At 54.4% G+C, this 18,915-nt stretch carries 11 protein-coding genes and 2 pseudogenes; all 13 read right to left on the bottom strand.

All coding sequences use genetic code 11. From position 1 onward, the window contains the following. Positions 1 to 447 precede the first annotated feature (447 nt). The gene (locus FEZ62_RS14275; protein WP_242454969.1) at positions 448 to 1,095 is read right to left on the bottom strand and encodes a DUF2931 family protein; all 648 of its coding nucleotides are present in this window, start codon (positions 1,093 to 1,095) and stop codon (positions 448 to 450) included. 62 nt (positions 1,096 to 1,157) lie between these two features. Continuing rightward, entirely contained in the window at positions 1,158 to 1,850 is a 693-nt protein-coding gene (locus tag FEZ62_RS14270; protein WP_172928394.1) for a DUF2931 family protein, read from the bottom strand. After that, on the bottom strand, positions 1,843 to 5,331 hold the full coding sequence (gene tssI, locus FEZ62_RS14265) for a type VI secretion system tip protein TssI/VgrG (RefSeq protein WP_172928393.1): 3,489 nt from the start codon (positions 5,329 to 5,331) through the stop codon (positions 1,843 to 1,845). Before tssI ends, FEZ62_RS14270 begins: the two co-directional genes overlap by 8 nt. A 110-nt stretch (positions 5,332 to 5,441) precedes the next feature. Beyond that, positions 5,442 to 6,365: pseudogene (locus FEZ62_RS14260) on the bottom strand (serine/threonine-protein kinase); the annotation flags it as partial. A 20-nt stretch (positions 6,366 to 6,385) separates the two neighbouring features. Next, positions 6,386 to 7,114 (bottom strand): protein phosphatase 2C domain-containing protein, encoded by a 729-nt coding sequence (locus tag FEZ62_RS14255; RefSeq protein ID WP_172928391.1) that lies wholly within the window; start codon positions 7,112 to 7,114, stop codon positions 6,386 to 6,388. Next, on the bottom strand, positions 7,114 to 10,629 hold the full coding sequence (tssM, locus tag FEZ62_RS14250) for a type VI secretion system membrane subunit TssM (protein ID WP_172928389.1): 3,516 nt from the start codon (positions 10,627 to 10,629) through the stop codon (positions 7,114 to 7,116). Before tssM ends, FEZ62_RS14255 begins: the two co-directional genes overlap by 1 nt. Before the next feature lie 23 nt (positions 10,630 to 10,652). After that, positions 10,653 to 11,513, bottom strand: coding sequence for a type IVB secretion system protein IcmH/DotU (icmH, locus tag FEZ62_RS14245; RefSeq protein ID WP_090508996.1), 861 nt, complete (start codon positions 11,511 to 11,513; stop codon positions 10,653 to 10,655). Between the two features lie 5 nt (positions 11,514 to 11,518). After that, on the bottom strand, positions 11,519 to 12,850 hold the full coding sequence (tssK, locus tag FEZ62_RS14240; protein ID WP_172928380.1) for a type VI secretion system baseplate subunit TssK: 1,332 nt from the start codon (positions 12,848 to 12,850) through the stop codon (positions 11,519 to 11,521). Further along, positions 12,847 to 13,338: a type VI secretion system lipoprotein TssJ gene (tssJ, locus tag FEZ62_RS14235; protein WP_172928371.1), complete on the bottom strand. Its 492-nt coding sequence runs from the start codon at positions 13,336 to 13,338 to the stop codon at positions 12,847 to 12,849. Before tssJ ends, tssK begins: the two co-directional genes overlap by 4 nt. Before the next feature lie 5 nt (positions 13,339 to 13,343). After that, positions 13,344 to 14,540: a type VI secretion system-associated FHA domain protein TagH gene (gene tagH, locus FEZ62_RS14230; protein WP_172928369.1), complete on the bottom strand. Its 1,197-nt coding sequence runs from the start codon at positions 14,538 to 14,540 to the stop codon at positions 13,344 to 13,346. Positions 14,541 to 14,559: 19 nt separating this feature from the next. Next, positions 14,560 to 14,700 (bottom strand): type VI secretion protein, encoded by a 141-nt coding sequence (locus FEZ62_RS20935; protein WP_090509219.1) that lies wholly within the window; start codon positions 14,698 to 14,700, stop codon positions 14,560 to 14,562. 72 nt (positions 14,701 to 14,772) lie between these two features. Beyond that, positions 14,773 to 16,290 carry a sigma 54-interacting transcriptional regulator gene (locus FEZ62_RS14225; protein ID WP_172928367.1) on the bottom strand — a complete coding sequence of 506 codons (1,518 nt, stop codon included), beginning with the start codon at positions 16,288 to 16,290 and terminating at the stop codon, positions 14,773 to 14,775. 10 nt (positions 16,291 to 16,300) lie between these two features. Beyond that, positions 16,301 to 18,914 (bottom strand): annotated as a pseudogene (tssH, locus tag FEZ62_RS14220) (type VI secretion system ATPase TssH). Position 18,915: the final 1 nt, after the last annotated feature.

The following is an 18,915-nucleotide window of genomic DNA, read 5'->3' as shown; positions in this document are numbered from 1 at the left end:
CAATTAATACGATAGAGACTGAAGGTAGGTAATAGACCAACCGCAAAGGTATTTGAAAATAATATAACCACATGAAACGGGTGCTCCGCTTCAACAAGAGTACAGCGCTGACTATTAGCGATATCTGAAGCAACCACTGTCCGCAGGCAAAAATGTATGCCGCAACTCCGTGATCAGGGAGTAATCTCCAGGTTGAGGAAATATCGGTCACATAGGGAATATTCCCTCTGACAAAGCTCTCAATCGAGTACCAGGCGATGTAGAGCAAATCAAAAACTCCCCACACAAACAATGTTGTATTACGCGACCCATTCATTATTGCTCTTCACCATAGACTAGCTAATTGTCTAACGAATCCGGCGCAGCTGCTCAACATGATCAGCACTGAGAGCAAAGCTAATTGAGAATTAAAAAGTTCTCACTTGCAGTGCATGAAAGCCCGCACAACTACCATGATTCGTACGGTATGCCAAATTTCTCGACGTACGCTTTGGATATATCAGTGAGCGGCCTGTAATGGCCATTGGACTTACCTTCGTAAGGGCCGCGCGGATCAACTGTGGCTTGCGTGCGTGAGACTTCGATAGGTTTAAGGCATGGGCCGGTGACCCAAGTTTTTGCAATACCCCCAGGAGCAAGGCCAATTACAATTGCCTCACGGTAATCTGTTATTACTTTGCCATCAGCACGGCAGAACACCTCTACACTGTTACGCATCATCTCCCGAGTTGATTCTGGGATCTCGATGTAAGCCTCATAAGTTTTTGGTTCTACCATAGACTGCCAGCGAACATAGATTTTTTTAGGCAAATCAGAACCTCTCACATACTTACCTGCACCCCACCCAGGCCTTTCAGGCCATCCTTTAGGATTACCTTTAAACACCTGAGGAACCCCATTATTGAATGCCCTTGGATATCGGAGCCCGACAGTACCACTGCCACTTCGTCGAAATACAAGATTATTAACATCAACTACATCAGCTGTCTCAACCCATACTTCCATATAATCCGGCGCAAAGAATCCTAAACGCCATGCATCATAAGGCATTGTCTGCTTACTAAATGCGGTACCGCTGCTCAACACGAGTAGCATGGAGAGCAAAGCTAATCGACAATTGAAAAGTTCATACGTGTAGTGCATAACACCCCGCACAACTACCATGACTCGTACGGAATGCCAAACTTCTCGACGTACGCCTTGGATATGTCAGTAAGCGGCCTGTAATGACCATTGGATTTACCCTCATATGGGCCGCGCGGGTCAACAGTTGCTTGTGTACGTGAGATTTCAACTGACCTAACACACGGCCCCGCAACCCAGGCTTTTGCAATACCACCAGGAGAAAGGCCAATAACGATTGCCTTTCTATAGTCTGTTATTACTTTGCCGTCAGCAGGGCAAAATACATCTACGCTATTACGCATCATTTCCCGAGTGGCCTCGGAAATTTTGATATAAGCCTCGTAGGTTTTCGGCTCTACCATGGACTGCCAACGCACGTAGATTTGCCTTGGTAGAGCAGCACCGGCTACATACTTACCTTTCCCCCACCCAGGGCTTTCAGGCCAGCCTTTGGGGTCCCCACTAAAATCATCTGGTATTTTTGTAACTAATGGCCTCGGATATCTGATAGAGGCGATACCGCTGCCTGCTCTGCGAAAAACAAAATTATTAACATCTACAACATCGGCCGTTTCGATCCACACCTCCATATAGTCCGGTGCGAAGAACCCAAGACGCCATTCGTCGTATGGCATTGACTGATCGCCCACCACATAATTACTAGCCGCCAACAAAATTATGAATGACACCAGGCCATTCTTGTAGCTATTTAATACCTTATTCATTTGGATACACCGCTCTCTTGTAATTATTTGCCGGCCTATTTATAAAAACCACGTCGAAGCTGCTACTATTCCAACCCTTTGCCGCATTCCAATTAGCGGAAAGATGAATATAGCGACGATAAAGAAGTGTCATTTCTTCGCTCGTTAAATTAGTTGCCGAAGATTGGCCTAACGCGTAAGTCGTAAGCTTTTTAGCGACACCCTCAAGCTCTGCTGGTAGCAATAAGCTTGGGTCATCATGACCAATTTCATTGAATGGCACTTCATATTTTATAGCCAATTCACGCATCAACCTAAAGTAAACCAAAGCTAACCCATTACTCACTTCGCGGTCGCTGCTAGGTGCAGCGTACACATAACGCCCCTCGGAGCGGTCACCTTTGGCGTATTGATTAGCCTGTATTTCCCAAGTTCGCAGTTTCAAATGCAGCTTGTAATGACGTAACTTAACCTCTAACTTAGCCATATCCTTCTGAGCTAACGTGTAGCTCTGGGCTGATGTTTTAGGAGTGTACTGACTAACAAAACTTCGCCATGGCTTAGCCAGCAACACACGCTCTCGATAATTGGGAAGATAACCTCCACCTAAATCTGAGTGTGCACCAGGCAAAACAATATCTGCCGTTCCGGCACTGTTAAGCGAAAAATTGTAACGATGTTCATCCCTCGCCACTAGCTGTACGACCTTAATCGCCACATCCGGCGCCAGGTGAAGATTCACGCCTGAATTAATTTCATTATGCCCGCTAAAGTCTCCGGCCAATGGATCTGCAATTGCGGCAACGGTATCAAATAACCCGATGAAATTTATCGACACATCAATCTTCACACGCCAATCAAAAGACTCAGAAAACACAGCCAGTCCAGATGGGATTTCTTGACCCAATACACCTTGCGGCCCCCTCATCACTTCATTCGCAAAATGTCTAGCTGACGCTGCCCCACGACTGAATCCAAAAATATCAAACTCAACTTTACCTACTAGGCAGTTTTCATTCAAAATAATGAACTGCCTGATAGACTCTAGTATCTTCTGCAGCCCCTTCTCAACTCTTGACAATACTCCTTGCCGCCCTAGACCCGTACCTTGTGAGTAAACTGAATCTTCGTCCCCACTACTAGTTCCTATACCTTCTACATAGACACTCGAATAAGCTATGTCGCTTGTTATAATTCCACTTTCGCTTTCATCCGGATATAAATCATACAACCTAGCTATATTGCTTACATCATTACCATAACTATCATCTGGCACGCTGCCTTTACTATCGAAACCATGCTCTTCACAAAATGCTTGAATATCCTCCCCCATGTCCGTCAAGTTCACGTCTTGGGCACGGCAGTTTGCGGCTTGCTCGCTGTTCGAGCGATTGTTGCCGGTACCATCGAAGAACACGCCCACGCGTAGGGTGATGTTCCTTTGTTCAAGTTCTTCCTCCTCTTCCTCTTCTTCAATCAAGGCTTTAACCGGTGCAGGTACTGCTTTCAGCGCGTTTGCTTTTGGCACTTTGAGTAACGCGCCTGCGGCTACTACATCCGCTAAACCCGGTATCTCAGCCCCCAGCACATATATCCCAGAGCCCTTCCCTGGTTTGCCTCCGGCATTGATGCGGATAGTCGGGCCAACCATGCTGATGCCGCTCGGGTCGAGTTTGAGGAAGCTGCCGCCGGCTTTGGCGGTGAGTTCGATGGCGGCTTCGGCGACGACTTTGTCACCGGCGTACAGATGAACTTCTCGGCCCGCGCGGGTGAGTAACGCGGTGCCGGCTTTGATGTGCTGGGTTTGGCTGACGCTTAGGTGGTCACTGGCCTTGGCCTCGACTTTGCGCGCCAAGTCGATGGTGAGTTGCTCTTGCGCCTTGAACTCGCTGTAGCTGTTGGCGGTAACGGCATCGTGGCGCTCGTTGCCGACCGTGATGCTCTGGTCGTGCTTGATGTGCTGGTCCCAGTCGCGGGCTGCGTGAACGAATATTTGCTCTTCGCCTTTTTTGTCTTCAATGCGCAACTCGTTAAAGCCTCGGCCGCCGGGTGAGCTGAGGGTTTTGAAGCTGCTGCGGGTTTTATTGGCGGGCAGCACATAGGCTGTGTTGTGGCGCTTGTGATACAGGCAACCGCTGATGATGGGCTGATCGGGGTCGCCCTCAAAAAAACTCACCAGCACTTCCATGCCGATGCGCGGGATAACAACAGAGCCGTAGCGCTTACCGGCCCAGGTTGATGACAGGCGCAACCAGCAGCTGCTTTTGTCATTGCCCTGGCCGAGTCGGTCCCAGTGAAACTGCACTTTGACCCGGCCGTATTCGTCGCAATGAATCTCTTCACCCGCAGGCCCGGTAACTACCGCCGTCTGGTTACCCAGCACTTTGGGCTTCATGTGAATGCGCGAGGGGCGAAAGAACACATCCCACGGTGTGGCAGTGAAGCGGTTGCGGTAGCCCTGATGGAAGTCTTCAGCGTTTGCGGTGGTATCGCTGGTGATATTTTCTTCGAGCACTTGCGGCTGTTTGCCTTCGTGCACGAGGCTGGTCAGCAGCCACAAATCGTTCCATTCGCTACGCGGGTGATCGGTAAGGCGCAGGAAGTAGCCGCTGCACAACTGCGGATCATCGCCACGGCCTTCGACCAACGCATAGTCCGCGCGATGGCGCTCAAGGGCGCGTTGGCTTAAATGCCGGCAGCGGTCTCGGTCATAAACGCCGGCTGGATAGGCGTAATTCTCAAGGTCGGGTTCGGCGCCGTTATTCAGTGGGCTTTCATCGGCTTCGAGCAGCAGGCGCGGCTTCTCGAAGTTGTAGTCGCGCCTTGTGGTGCGCTGGGTACGCGCTTCCATGCGCAAGGCGAAGCGCTTGATCACCGGTTCATCGGCAACCATGCCACTGTCTTGTTGATACGGGGTGGAATTTTCGAGTTTGCGGAAGAAGGTCTGATCATCAGCAAACACCATCAGGTGCCCGTCCTGGCTGTGTTCGAAGTGGTAGTGAATGCCCTCTTCTTCGCACAGACGCTGGATAAAGTGCAGATCGGTCTCGTCGTATTGCACGCAATACATGCGCTTGGGATACACGGTTGGACCAAGATCGAAGCAGTAGGCCGTACCCAGAATGCCATGTGCTTCAAGCACCTGACTGATGATTTGCTCGACCGTCAGGTTCTGGAAGATCCGCTGATCGCTGCTGTGCTGCAAGTACGCCACGTGCGGCACCAGCACCATCGCGTAACGGTGCAAGCGCTTGCCCGAATCGCCTTGGGAGACCTGATAAACCTGGCCGTGAATACCGTTACCGGCCGGATCGAACGCGAGGAAAACCTGACGGTGCAACAGCTGGCCAAGATCGAAGTCCGGGGTTTCACTGACCAGCTCTATCGAGAATTGATACGGCGTACTGATCGCTTCGGTGCCAGTAAAGCCCAGCACCTGAAAGTCGTGCTGCAAGCCTTGTATCTGCACGCTGAAATGGGTTTCGTTGCTGGGGTTGAACATGGCGGACTCCCTGTCCCTTGTCTGTTACGTCCATGGCATTAGCCAAATGATGCAGAAAAACCTCTCACGGGTACGGCATTGAATGCGTCATACAAATGCAGTGCATTGGTGGTTCGGCGGTTAGGGTTTAGCCTTAGCGCGCGCTTTAATGCGGGCCAACAGCGGCGGGGTAATTTTCTGGGGCGGCGCAATGTGCGCCCGAGGTTCAGGTCTCTGGCCAGCTCAGACGAAACTCTCAAGTAGGGATGCTTGCCGCAGGCCAGCTCGAAGAGTACGCAGGCAACGGCAAACATATCGCTACCCGTCGACAGCCCGAAGCCATCGAAGAGCTCGGGCGCGGCATAGCTAGGCGTCCAGGCATTGAAACGCTCGCGGCTGAGCCGGGCCAATCCTGGCAGGACGCCGCCAAACGACTGCCCCAAACCGAAGTCGAATAACTTCACCCTGTAGTTGTCGAGCATCACGTTGCTCGGTTTGATATCGCCGTGCAGCACCCCGTGCGCATGCGCGTAGGCTAGAGCATCGAGCAGTTCCAACGCGATATCCCGCAACTCCGACCACGACAACCCATCGGGGCGCTCGCAAAGCAGCTTGTCCAGGGTCAGGCCCGACATCAACTCCTGAGTGATAAACCCACGTTGGCACTCAGGCTCCATGTTGAAGCTGTACACGCGCGCAATGTTGGGATGCTGCAGATGACGGGTTAACGCAAATTCACTGAAGAGCAAGACACTGGCATCTGCGCACTCGGCAATCTCTTCACCGAGAATTTTGATGGCGACAGATGGATCAGGGTCGCCGTATTGCTCATGCAACAAGTCGCGGGCTTTATAGACCAGATTCATCCCGCCCACGCCCAGCAAGCGTTCGATGCGGTAGCGCCCGGCCTATATGCGCGGGATTTCTTTAACGGTTTGAGCTTGAGATGGCTGGACTTGATCGTGCGCCGGAACAAAACCGAAATAGGTCAAATCACGCGGCTCATCCGCCGCGCCCGTTAACGTGACCGGCACCTCGCCACCGGCAAACGTCATCGCCTGCGGCTGCTCGTCGTTCATTGGCGCACCACCACAGCGCTTATGTTGTCGCGTGCTGCACTTTGCAGGACGTTGGCGAACAGTCGATCAATGGCAGCTTCGGGGCTGTCCATGTTGAGCGCGCGACTCAGAGCGTTAGCGTCGAGATATTGATACAGGCCATCGCTGCAAAGCAGAAATACATCACCTGGGCAGACTTCAAACTCGAGCACTTCAAGATTGAGCTGCACGCTGGCACCGATTGCCCGGGTCAGCGCATGCGAGGATGGATGCTGCTGGGCTTGTTCGGCGCTCATTTGCTGCTCGAATATCAACTCCTCATACAGCGAGTGATCTCGGGTGAGTTGATACAACCGCTGTTCGCGCAACATATAGCAGCGACTATCTCCGGCCCAGACGCAGGCGCCATGATTACCCTCGATCAGTAACGTCACCACGGTGCTGCCCATGATGCTGCTCTTGCGATCTGCGGTGACGGTAAGCTCCTGCCCCAGCCTGCGGTTGAGCCAATGCAGGCACTCGCGAACATCGCGCAAGTGCCTGACAAAGCTGCCATCAAACACCAGATCGGCTAGGCTGCTGACAACCAACTGACTGGCAACATCCCCGGCCCGGTGCCCGCCCATTCCGTCGGCGACAGCCCACAAGCCCTGCGCCGAGTTTTCGAGCAAGGCATCCTCGTTACGCGAGCGTACCTTGCCTGCATCGGTCTTTGCCGCACTGCGCCATGGTGCTTCGGCGATCATTACAGATGGCTCGGCAACTGAAACCGGCGCAACACACGCAAGTCGAACGGGTTCGGCGTGCGTTGGCTGGAGAGCAGATAGCTGGCATGTACATCGTCTACCCGCGCCTTGATCAACAGTACATCGCGCCCGCGCAGCGGCTCGGTCTGCATCATGTCGAGAAAACGAAACAGTGACCACGGCCCGGTGTCTTTCTTGACCCCGACAGCGCGTCCGACCAAGCGCTCAAGCACCAGGCTGGTCTGGCCATTGTCGGCATCTGTCGGCCAGACGAACGACTGCGTCACAATCGGACCGTGACGATACTCCATGCGCTGCTCGCCAAAGGTGAACTCGGCGCGACTCACGCTCGGATCAAGGTTGTAGGGTTCAAGCTCAAACTTGACCACTGCCTGATCAGGATTCTCGGCAAAGAAGCTCTGGCGAATGGTACGCACGTTGCTCATTTGCTTCAGGAAAGCCCCGGTCATCGGCAAGCTGTGCTCAGCAATGCTGCGTAAGCGGTAATGGCCCGAACTGCCGGTTACAAAGGGCCGCATGTAGTTGTCGAAGAACTGCTGGGCAATGCCCTGATCCTTGAAGAACATGTTGAAGTCATTGATCGACACATCACTGTGGCTGCCCGCGGAGAACGGGTAACGTCGGGCGATTGCCTTGCTGTAAAAGCTGTACAGCTCACTTTGATAACGCTGATTGAGGTAGCTGTAGGCGTCCGCCAATGCGAGGCCCCAAGTCTGGTTCGCGATGCCTGCAAACCAGCCGCCGACGGGCTGTGGCAGACGCACAGAAGCGGTGAGCAGATTGCCCAATGCATCCTGCTCACCGCTAATACGACTCTTCGCGTACTCGAACGAAGCCTGTCCAGACTGCCCCGCGCGCGCCCGGTTGGCCATCTGCAATTGCAGATCGTTAACCGCTTGCAGTGCGGGAGTAAGATCGGCTGTGGGGCTGCCTTCATCAGTCAGTAGTTGATGCAACGGATCAAAGCGGCGTTGCAGGAGTTTCTTCGCCGCATCCGGCAAACTCTTACTGATATCCACTTTGGACTTAGCCGCCTTGGCCGCATCCGCCACAGCACCCGCCACACCAGAATCAGGCGCTTCGGGCAAATCCTCGGCCGACTCAAGCAGCGTCGGGAAGCGGGTATTGGTGCGCACCTCCGTGAGCAGCAGTAACAGAGGCGAATTGGCAGATGTCAGACTCGCCAGCTGATTAGCGCCTTGCTGCGCATTGGTAATTTCGTGAAGCTCCACACGCCCGACGGCTTCACTCCAGTAGTCGGCATAATCGCTGAAGTACAACTGCTCAAGCTCGACCATCAACTGGCGTAAATCCATACCGCTGATGTCGGTATTTTTACCCAGCACCCAGTTGTCGCGCAGGATCTCACTGACCATGCTGACACCCCGGGAGATGAAGTACTGCTTGTATCCCTGCTGGGTGTAGAAGCCGGGGATAAGGTAATCCGTACCCGAGAACACGCCGCTTTGCGATCCCATATGCTGGCCCAGCCGATACTCAGGCAAGCTCCCCGCTTCATCGCGCAATATGCTGTAAACCACACTGGCAAACGACTCGCTGAGCAACACTTGCCTTGCCTGCGCAATAAGGGGTTTATCCGTTGCATAGCTAAACGGCAGCTCAAGCAGGCGATCAAGGTGCGCGCTCAGTTGCTGCTGGGTTTGTGCATCGCCGCGATAGAGTGCAGACCAGCGACTGGTGATCTGTTGTTTCAACAGCTCCGGGTCACGGCGCTTGGTATCACTGAGCATCAAATAGCCACGCAGGTTTTCCAGCAGTTGCTGGCGGTCATTCATGTGCGTGTGTATTTGCGTTTCAAACAAGCGGGCGATGCGCGGCAACAGAACGCGTTGCAACTCGTTATCGTACGCGGTCTCCAGCACTGGATTACTCGCGTCGCCCTGATACAGCCCCGTGCGCTCATGCAGCGCAACATCACCATCCGGCGGGAATACTTGTGTGGCGTTATAGCTGCTGTTGAGTGGTTTTAACGCCGCACGCACACCATCTGCCGGCGATAATTTTTGATCCTGCTTTTCGAGGGTCTGAGCGATGCTTTTGACCTCATCCAGACGCTCAAAGTTGGCCGAAAAACTCGTCGCCCAGGCAATGCCGAACACCGACAGTGCAGCCGCCGCGCCCAGATAGATTGCGCGCTGCCCCCAATTGATCCGGCGCTTTTCATTCTTGTCGAGGCCAGCAAGCACAGCCTCTGGGAATATTACCTGGCTGAGCAAATTATGAATGAAGCGAGAGCGGCCCTGATGCAGGGTCGGCAGCACGCTGCTGGCAATCCCGAGATTGGAGCCAATTCCCGCCACATTAGAATCAAGGGTTTCGGTCAGGTACGGCGCGCTGGTCAGATAGAAACCACGCAATAAGGTTTTGCGCTGGTAGCGATTACCGGTAAACGCCATGTCGACAAACAGGCACAAACGCTCACTGATTTCGGCAAGCTGATGCGGAAAATCAAGCACGCGCCCCCGGCGTGCGGTGTCGCGCTCCTGATGCATGCGCAAAATCACCTGGCTGTTGAGGCGCTGTAACAGCTTTTCGAGTTCCTGACGCAAGATGGTTACGTCAGTGCCATTCTGATCCTTGCGAAAAGTCGCGCCCAATACCTGTTCGCTCTCTTCGCGAGACAGCTGATCGAAGAACTCATTGAACCCAAGCAGTTGGTCGGCCTTGCTCAGCACCAGATACACCGGCACATCAATGTGCAAGCGCTGATGGATCTCCTGCAGGCGCGCACGAACTTGTATACCTAGCCGCTCCAACGCCTGCTCGCCGCCCTTGGCCAGCAGATCAATTGGAATATTGACCAGCACACCATTGAGCGGCCTGCTCCGCCTGTGCTTACGCAACAGCATCAGCAAGGTGTCCCAGGCGCTGCTGTCCGTCGGTTTATCCGGCTGGGTCAGAAATCGGCCAGCGGTATCAATCAGCACACCATGTTCGGCAAAAAACCAGTCGCAATTGAGTGTGCCTTTGGTGTCACGGGTTAGCTTGCGCTCGATCTTGTTCAGTGGAAAATCCAGCCCGGAGAAGTCCAGCAAACTGGTTTTGCCGCTGCCTTGCGGACCGATCAACACATACCAGGGCAACTCGGAGCGCCAGCGCTCGCTGCGCTTCCTGTAGAGGCTGGTACTTTTGAGCGTATAGAGCGCGTCTTTAAAGCGGCGACTGATTTCTTTCTGTTGGCTCTCAGTCTCCTCCTCACGGCGTAAACGCTCCTGCCCTTCCTCACTGTCCTCGACTTTCTTCATGCGCACACTGCTGCGCCAGCTGAGAAATACGACCAACAATCCCCACAGCAGAAACAATCCGCAGATGGTCAGTAACCGTGCATCTGTGCTTTCCCAGATGCTGTAATCGGCGAAGGAAAATAAAGGCCCCACGAACCAAATGAAGATCGCCGCCAACACCACCAAAATCAGTGTCCAAACCCATGACTTACACAGGAAGGCGGCTATTTTTTTAAAGTAGTTTTTCATTACACATCCCTGTAATTCGGCTTTTACTCGACGTTGACCGCGTCGGGCGGCTGATACGGTTGCAGTACCGACTCACGGTGTTCGCTCAAGACCCAGGCGAAGCCGGAATACATCACCAACAAGCACGCCCCGGTGAATGCCACTACGAGCCACCACGGAACGATTCGAACCAAACCGCGCCCCTTATCGTTAAGGCCCTGCCATTGTGGGGAGAGCTGGCGAGGTACATCACCGCGCAGCTGGCCTATCTGGCGATAAAGGCTGTCGCGGATAGCCTCAAGGTCGAGCATGCCGCGCGGAATAACCCGGTATTTGCCCTCGAATCCGAGGGCCAGGCAGAGGTACATCAACTCCAGCATTGGCAAGTGCTTGACTGGGTTTGCCGAAAGACGCTCAAGCAGTTGGAAGAACTTTTCACCGCCGAAGGTTTCGTGGTGAAAAGTACTCAGCAGGCTCATGCGCGCCCACTCACTTTCAACCCCCCAGGATGTGGTTACCACAGCCTCATCCACGACCGTGCAAAGTATGTAGCGCGCCGCCATTACCTGGCTGCTCTCACTGCCATCACGCAAAGCCCGTGCTTCGAAGAGCTTGAGGTTTGAAGACAGCCGCTGATTGAGTTCGAGCATGTCTTGCGGGGTACTGTCACGCTTTAGCCGCACCACATCTGAAAGCACAGTAGAAGCCGCTGCGACCAATGGATTAAGACTGACATTGAACGAGTCTGCCGGCCCCAGCCTTGCGGCATAGATCATTCGCTCTTCCAGCTGCTCAAACTTTGGAACCGTATCAAAATCGGTGAGTGGGTCTTGCCCACGCTCGTAGCCCGGGCGGTCCAGGAGCACCGTTTTATCGTCTTGCGGATTGCCCATATCCCTGGTCATTTTGATTAATTCCTTATGGCCCAAAACTTCATTTCCAACTCGTCAAACTCACCACTGACATGGAAAGCAAAGCCGCCTGAGCGCTCTAACTGGTCCAGGTCTTCCGGGGTCAGATCAAGAATGAAGTAGGTCTTTTTCGAGTGGAACGGAATCTGTCGTGGCGCGACCGGAAGCGGCGTCACTTTGATGCCTGGGAGGTGCAGGTTTACCAGCTGCCGGATGCTCTCGACCGAGCCCACCTTGAGGTGCGCGGGTAACCGATGGCGTAACTCTTCAGAGTCGCAGTTGGCACTCGCCGCCAGTACAAATGAGCCGGTCTCCAGCAGTGAGCGATCATTCAGTTGCGAGACCAAGACTCCGTACTGACGCGCCTGCAGCACAAGCTCCAGCGCATGCTGCTCAAGCACCATCGACAGCACCTGGCGTATGGTTTCCATCAGTTTGCGAAAGCAGGCGCCCTGATCGGTATGCAGGTAGCTGTTGTCCAGCCTGGGCCGCTTGCTTTCGCTGGAAAACGTCGAGAGATCACCGAGCATTACCAGCAATACGCGATAAAGCTCTTCCGGGGTAATTTGCTTGATGCTGAGGTAGTGGCGCAGAAGCAACTCGGTACGGTTGATCAGTTGCAGCATCATGAAGTCACCGACCTCTGCGCCACCCACCTTGCCGTTCGAGCGAATTCGCTCAGCAATGGTATCGCCCCGATGCGCCAGCATGCTGATCACTTCTTTCAGGCAAGACAGCAGATAGCTCGATCCGTGGGCATGGATGAAGGTCGGAATAAAATCCGCATTCAGGCTGACGATGCCATCAGGTCCGGAATTGAGGATTTCACAGATCTTAAGTTTTACGCTGCTTTGCTCGCTCTGCGCCTCGCCGAGCAGCAAACGAAAATCAGGACGGGCGCAACTCACCTGGGAACTGACGTCATCCCCCGCGTTGGAATCAACCACATCCAGCTCATAGGCGATATAACGCGCAAAAACATCAGTCTGCGCCGCGGTCCGTGACTCGACATGATTGCCAGTCACCAAAGGCAGCGCCAGATAAATATCGCAAACCCCGGTGTTCGGTGGGACTTCAAGCGTTAGTGGTTCGCTGTTTCCACCCAAATCAAACAGGCTGCCGTCTGGTAATACGCCAGCGGCTTTACTGATGACAATTTTGCCCATATTGAGAAACTGCACATCTATCTCGATGCTCAGAAAACCCCATGAATAGCTTCCCAGCAGTTGGGTGCGCATCTTCATCTGGTTATCGTAGTAACGATCGTTGTGCTGAAAGTGCTGAGGCCTCAAAAGCATGCCTTCACGCCAGATTACTTTGTGATCATTCATGGCTGAGCATCCATATTGTTGGCACTTTCGTTAACGTTAGTGATTCCTTGCTGGTCGAGCGTCAGGGCAGTCTGCGTTTGCCCGTCAGGGGTAACCTTGATCACATAGCGCCACTGCGCATCGGATAAATCCCGGTATGCAGCCAACACGCCGACGTAACGACTCTCTGTGTGGACGCTCAGTTTCAAGTTAACAACCTGACCAGGACGCAGCTCCATTTCTTCGTTTGCGACCAGATCAGGCGCCAGGGTTTTCTTGGCGGACTCATACAGACTGAAAAAATCTGCGTTCTCGAATGAGACCGGGTTCTTCAACTCAAACAAACGCACGACAATTGGCGAGGGCCGGCCATTGAGATCAGGATTAAGCCGTTCGCTGGCTGTCAGTTGCAGGTCCAGCTTGGTTAGCTTTGAGTAGGGCGAGAGCACCGAGCAGCCCGATACCAACAGGCTAATGAGCAAACCACTGACAATGTATATCCGCTGCATATCAATCATCCTTGATCTTCTTTGTTGAGCGTTGCTATCAATTGGCATTGTTCTTCGTAGGCCTGCGCAAAATCGCGGGCCAGCAGCCGCTCAGTCCATTCATCATCTTGTTGCAGTGCCTGGTGATAACGTTCGTATGCGCGCCAGCGACGGCCCGCCTTGGCGAACAACGGCTTGTTGCCGTCGCGCTCAAAACGCAAGGTGAGTTGCTGCGGAGAAAAGTGTTCAAGCGCGCTTTGCAGGGCTGCACGACTGGCGCTTAGCATGGCCACCTGATGCGCTTGCAGATCGCGAAATGCCTGGTATATCGCCTGCTCTGCAGTGACGGCCCCGGCCTTGGGCGGGCTCAGTAATACGCCGACAGCCTCATCGGTATCAGTGGCATACTTGAGTGGATTCTTGGCCGCTTTATGTACCACGCTGTGGCTCAAACGCAGCTGGTTTTTCAATTCCCGGCGCGTGTATAACGACTGCTGCAGATTAAGCATGCTCTGCCTGAACAGGCGCGCACTGTTGACCGCCATCGCCTCCCGATCCGCGTTTTCCATCCCGGACATATCAACGCCAAGCGCCTCGCTAAAACGCTGCCAGAACGCTTGATTAAGAGGCGCAACCACAGGCTCGTCGGGTAGCGGCTTGAATACCTTGGGAGCAATTAGCTCAGGCAACACCAGATGCTCTTTATCGACCCGCGCATAATCGGCGAGCTGATGGTCATCTTTTGTAGCGGCCTTGAGCGCTAGCAGTTCATCGAATGGCGCGTAGGCGTCTTCTTGCTGATCCAGTGCCACGAGCGGATCAAGGTCAAAATTGACATCATCAGGAATGATGCTGCCAGCGGGCAAAGGCTGGCCAATTTCGCGGGTATAGGGCGCCAGACGCTCAATCAAACTCGCCCGGATAATCAACCGGCCGAGCCGATAAGAGCTGCCGCTCTCTATGCGTTGTGCCACCCCTTTAGGCAACAGCGCACCACTCTCAATCAATTGTGTGCCGTTACTGCTGATATCGGTGATGTAATAACCATCGTTGCGATAACTGATCAGCGCATGTTGATTGGACAGGTGCCGGGTCGGGTCGGTAATCACCCACTCGCAATCATCACCACGCCCGATCAAGCCCCCCGCGTACTCGAACGTCTTGTGAAGCAACTGGTCTGGTGCGCATTCATGCGCCTCTACTATTTCTAACACCAACTGCATAAGCTCGCGCTCCTTGCGATTATTGTTCGCGATTTAGGGTCGCAGGCTCACCTAAGGGTCGATATTCATCATCGTTGTATTTGAAATTGCCACTACAGCCTCCAACGGTCAGTAGCGCACTTATTAAAAGCGCGGCAATTAGCCAGTTCCGGTCCAACATCTGTTCCCTCCCAAAATGCCCAGCAATGGCGTTGTAGTGCCCGTACATGTCAGCCCCCCGATAAAGCGTGGGTTAGCCATGACTCGCGTTGTAATGGATGTTGAGTCGCGACAGCCGATAAATCAGGGTTCGCCGAGGCAGCGCCAGTTCGCGGGCAGCCTGGGTTTGATTGCCGCGATTTTTGCGTAAGCATTCGATTAACAAATCTCGCTCAACCTGATCGAGCTTCTGGCGTAATCCGCAATGGGTTTGCTCGACTGTATGCGCCTGTAGAAGACTGAAATGCGCGGGCAGCAACACCCCCTGATCGCACATCAGCACGGCACGCTCGACAGCGCCTTTGAGTTCTCGAACGTTGCCCGGAAATTTGCACCCAGCCAGATACTCAAAGGTTTCGGGTGCCCATTTGAGGGAATCACGCTGCAAAAATATGCAGGCCTTTTCTGCAAAGTGCTGAGCCAGAATCCGAACATCGCCTTGTCGTTGCCTGAGCGGTGGCAACTCGATGGGAAATTGCATCAACCGGTAATACAGATCTTCTCTGAAACTGCCTGCCGCTACGGATTCTGGAAGGTTGCGGTGCGTGGCCGCGATAATCCGCACATTGATCTTGTGAGTACTGTTCGCGCCTAACGGGCGAATCTCACCTTCCTGCAACACACGCAACAACTTGGCCTGCAAGGACATTGGCATGTCCCCAATCTCATCAAGCAGCAAGGTGCCGCCCTCTGCGGCATCGAACAGCCCGCGACGATCACGGTCGGCGCCGGTGAACGCGCCCTTGCGATAACCGAACAATTCACTTTCAAGCAAGTTCTCAGGCACTGCTGCACAGTTCTGCACGACAAACGCATGTGTCTTGCGCGGCCCCTGCTCATGAATCGCTCTGGCAACGACGTCCTTGCCCGTGCCCGTCTCGCCCGTTAGCAAAACCGTGTAAGGGCTGGAAATTACCTTGGTGATAAGACGGCGTGTTTCACCGATAGCAGGGCTTTCGCCGATCAGCCCGAACAGGTTGCCCGTTGAGCGCGGATCGGTTGTGCTCGTGAGGCCATCATTCAGCGGGCGGGAGCGCTGCAACAGCCAAGCCTGTTCAGCAAAAAACTGGCCCAACTCAGAAAGCGCTGAGGTATAGCCGCTCAAGTCCTGAACCCGCGTACTGGCCAACAACAGCAAACCATTCACCGTGCCAGTGCGTTTAGCCAAGGGCACACACAAAAGTGATGACCAGCGTTGCTTGAATGCTGGCAAAAACTCGATTGAGTGCAGGCCAGAATCCACTTGTTGCAGACACACCGAACGGTTCTGGCTCAGCGAAAACTGCAGCAACTGCTCATCCCGGTAATCACTCGGCACCGCCGCATCGAGAGTTCTCTGAACGTCACCTGCGAGGCATTGCACGCTCAGATTCAACCGGGTGTGAGCCGCATCCAGCTGATAGACCTGGCTCAACTCACACTCTGTAAGCGCAGTCATGGCCCGCGCCAGCTTCAGTTGCAGTTCGCCGACATCTGCGGCGACGTGCAAGCCTGCAATTTGCCTGACAAAGCTCTCGGCAAACTGCACCGGTTGCGCTACTGGGGAAAACATCAGACGCGCCTCATGCGAATTCACACGCAATTTGCCCATTGGCGAGCGTTGCATGAACCCGACTAATCGGCTCACCCGTTGTCATGGCGTCGAGCAACCGGTCTGCGATCAGTGGCAGCAGATGCAGGTCGAGCAAATGATCGATATAGCGCGCCGCTGTCGCTCTGCTTGCAGCGCTCAGACAAAAGCGCGACCAGTTGCGGGCAGTAACTGAGCTGCAACTGTCGATTTGCCAGTCGCTCCTGCAAGCGCTGCAACTTGAGTTCAACCAACTCACGCAGAATCTGCTCATCCACCGGGAAATAAGGCACCACTTTCATGCGCGCCAACAGCGCAGGTTTAAAGTGCTGGCTAAGGGGCGGCTGGATGGCCTCTTGCAGTTGCTCGACGCTGGGTTTTGCATCCAGATTGCACAAGGCACTTATTTGCTCGCTGGCAAGATTGGATGTCATCAGGATCAGGCAATTGCGAAAATTGATCTCGCGCCCTTCCCCGTCGTTGGCGACGCCTTTATCAAAAATCTGATAAAACAGATTGAGCACATCGGGATCGGCCTTCTCGACTTCGTCGAGCAATATCACCGAATAAGGTTTTTGCCGAACGGCCTCGGTCAACATGCCGCCTTCGCCGTAACCCACATAGCCAGGTGGCGCACCGATCAGTCGCGAAACGGTATGTTTTTCCTGAAACTCGGACATGTTGATCGTGGTGATAAAGCGGTCGCCGCCGTACAGCAACTCAGCCAAGGCCAACGCGGTTTCGGTTTTGCCAACCCCGCTGGGGCCGACCAGCAGAAACACGCCCACTGGCGCATCCGGCTTACTCAAGCCAGCCGCGTTGGCCCGCATGGAACGATCTAGCGCCTCAATAGCCTGCTCCTGCCCAAGAATGCGCAAGCGCAGATCAGTCGCAAAGCTGGCTATTCGGGCGTTATGTTCACGCGCCAGCTGGGCGAGCGGCACACCAGTCCATGCGCTGATAACTTCGGCAACCAGCCGTGGGCATACCTCAAAACTGACCAACCGCTCGGCCTGCTGCGCTTCGCACAAGCTCTGATGCACCCAGCTCAATTCGGCTTCGTACGCTAAAATATCGGCATCGGTATTGCTGTCTTCAAACGCCTCACCTGCGTTTTCAGCTTCGACACGTGCAGCCGCGAGTAACTGGCGAAGCTCAAGCAAACGTTCCGCCATATCACGCTGCTTGCACCAGCGCTCATGCAGGCTCTGCTGCTCAAGTTCAGCTTCAACAAGCCGCGCTTGCAGCAGCGCCAGGCACTCTTGATCAACCGGCAAACCGGACTCAGCATCGCGCTGCAACGCCTGAAGCTGTCGGTTGCCCTGAGCCAGCTCTGCGCGCACACGCTCCAATGCATCGGGCGCGGCGGCGAGGCTGATGCGCACCCTTGCGCACGCCGTATCCAGAACATCCACAGCCTTGTCCGGAAGCAGGCGACCCGCCAGATAGCGCGCCGACAACTCAGCGGCGGCGACGACCGCATCGTCACGAAGATAGATGCCATGGCTTTGTTCATAGACCTGCGCCAATCCGCGCAGAATCGTTACGGCCTCTTCCACCGTTGGCTCATGCAGCTGGACTGGCTGGAAGCGGCGCGACAAGGCAGGGTCTTTCTCAAAGTACTTCTTGTACTCAGCCCAGGTTGTCGCGGCAATGGTGCGCAACTCACCGCGTGCCAATGCCGGCTTAAGCAGATTCGCAGCGTCCGAGCCTCCAGCATCGCCCCCTGCTCCGATGATGGTATGCGCCTCGTCAATGAACAGAACGATTGGCTTGGGTGAAGATTTAACTTCGTCGATCAGGCCTTTCAGGCGGCGCTCGAACTCACCCTTAACACTCGCACCGGCCTGCAACAGGCCCATGTCCAACGCCAGCAGCTCAACGCCCTTGAGAACTTCCGGAACTTCACCGGCAGCTATGCGTGAAGCAAGCCCTTCAACAATTGCGGTTTTGCCGACACCGGCCTCGCCCACCACAATGGGATTATTCTTGCGCCGACGAGCAAGAATATCGATCATCTGGCGAATCGCAGCGTCGCGGCACAACACCGGATCAAGCTTACCGTCGCGGGCTTGCTGGGTGAGATTGTGGGTAAAGCGCTGCAGTTGCGACTCGCCGCCGTGAGCAGTTGCTGGCGGTGCTTTGCCGGCCTCGTTTTGCAAAGAAAAATCGCGGATACGTTGTGCGTTCAACTTGGCGATGATCGGCTGATAACGGCTACCGGCATACCGTAAAGGGTTGCCTATCAGGGCTAGAATCAAGGCGCGCTGATCAATCTGGCTCTGCCCCAATTCCAGAGACGCAACCAGCAACGCATCCTGCATCCACTGCACCAACTCCGGCGCAAAGACCGGATTATTCGAGGCGCATTGTTCGGTTTTAAGCTGCAAAACCGCCTGCAAAGCATCCGCCGTAATCTCCGCGTCCTGCAGCGCACGCACCAGCAAACCATCACGATGCTCAAGCAACGCGAGCAGCAAATCCTCAATCAACACCTTGTTGCCGCCACGCGAAATACAACGCTCAGCGGCACTTTCAAGATCACGTCGGGCCTCTATTTCGAGTGCCTGAATGAGCTGTTGCAGGTCGACGTTAATCATCTTCATC

This window comes from Pseudomonas sp. MS19, from assembly GCF_013277615.1.
Taxonomy (GTDB): domain Bacteria; phylum Pseudomonadota; class Gammaproteobacteria; order Pseudomonadales; family Pseudomonadaceae; genus Aquipseudomonas; species Aquipseudomonas marincola.
The sequence above is the reverse complement of the archived record's forward strand: the minus strand, read 5'-3'. Positions and strand labels throughout refer to the sequence as shown.

What these genes read in the sequence shown, in the direction of transcription:
- FEZ62_RS14275 (WP_242454969.1), bottom strand. Translation starts at nt 1,095, where the DNA reads ATGCTACTCGTGTTGAGCAGCGGTACCGCATTTAGTAAGCAGACAATG.
- FEZ62_RS14270 (WP_172928394.1), bottom strand. Translation starts at nt 1,850, where the DNA reads ATGAATAAGGTATTAAATAGCTACAAGAATGGCCTGGTGTCATTCATA.
- tssI (WP_172928393.1), bottom strand. Translation starts at nt 5,331, where the DNA reads ATGTTCAACCCCAGCAACGAAACCCATTTCAGCGTGCAGATACAAGGC.
- FEZ62_RS14255 (WP_172928391.1), bottom strand. Translation starts at nt 7,114, where the DNA reads ATGATCGCCGAAGCACCATGGCGCAGTGCGGCAAAGACCGATGCAGGC.
- tssM (WP_172928389.1), bottom strand. Translation starts at nt 10,629, where the DNA reads ATGAAAAACTACTTTAAAAAAATAGCCGCCTTCCTGTGTAAGTCATGG.
- icmH (WP_090508996.1), bottom strand. Translation starts at nt 11,513, where the DNA reads ATGACCAGGGATATGGGCAATCCGCAAGACGATAAAACGGTGCTCCTG.
- tssK (WP_172928380.1), bottom strand. Translation starts at nt 12,850, where the DNA reads ATGAATGATCACAAAGTAATCTGGCGTGAAGGCATGCTTTTGAGGCCT.
- tssJ (WP_172928371.1), bottom strand. Translation starts at nt 13,338, where the DNA reads ATGCAGCGGATATACATTGTCAGTGGTTTGCTCATTAGCCTGTTGGTA.
- tagH (WP_172928369.1), bottom strand. Translation starts at nt 14,540, where the DNA reads ATGCAGTTGGTGTTAGAAATAGTAGAGGCGCATGAATGCGCACCAGAC.
- FEZ62_RS20935 (WP_090509219.1), bottom strand. Translation starts at nt 14,700, where the DNA reads ATGTTGGACCGGAACTGGCTAATTGCCGCGCTTTTAATAAGTGCGCTA.
- FEZ62_RS14225 (WP_172928367.1), bottom strand. Translation starts at nt 16,290, where the DNA reads ATGTTTTCCCCAGTAGCGCAACCGGTGCAGTTTGCCGAGAGCTTTGTC.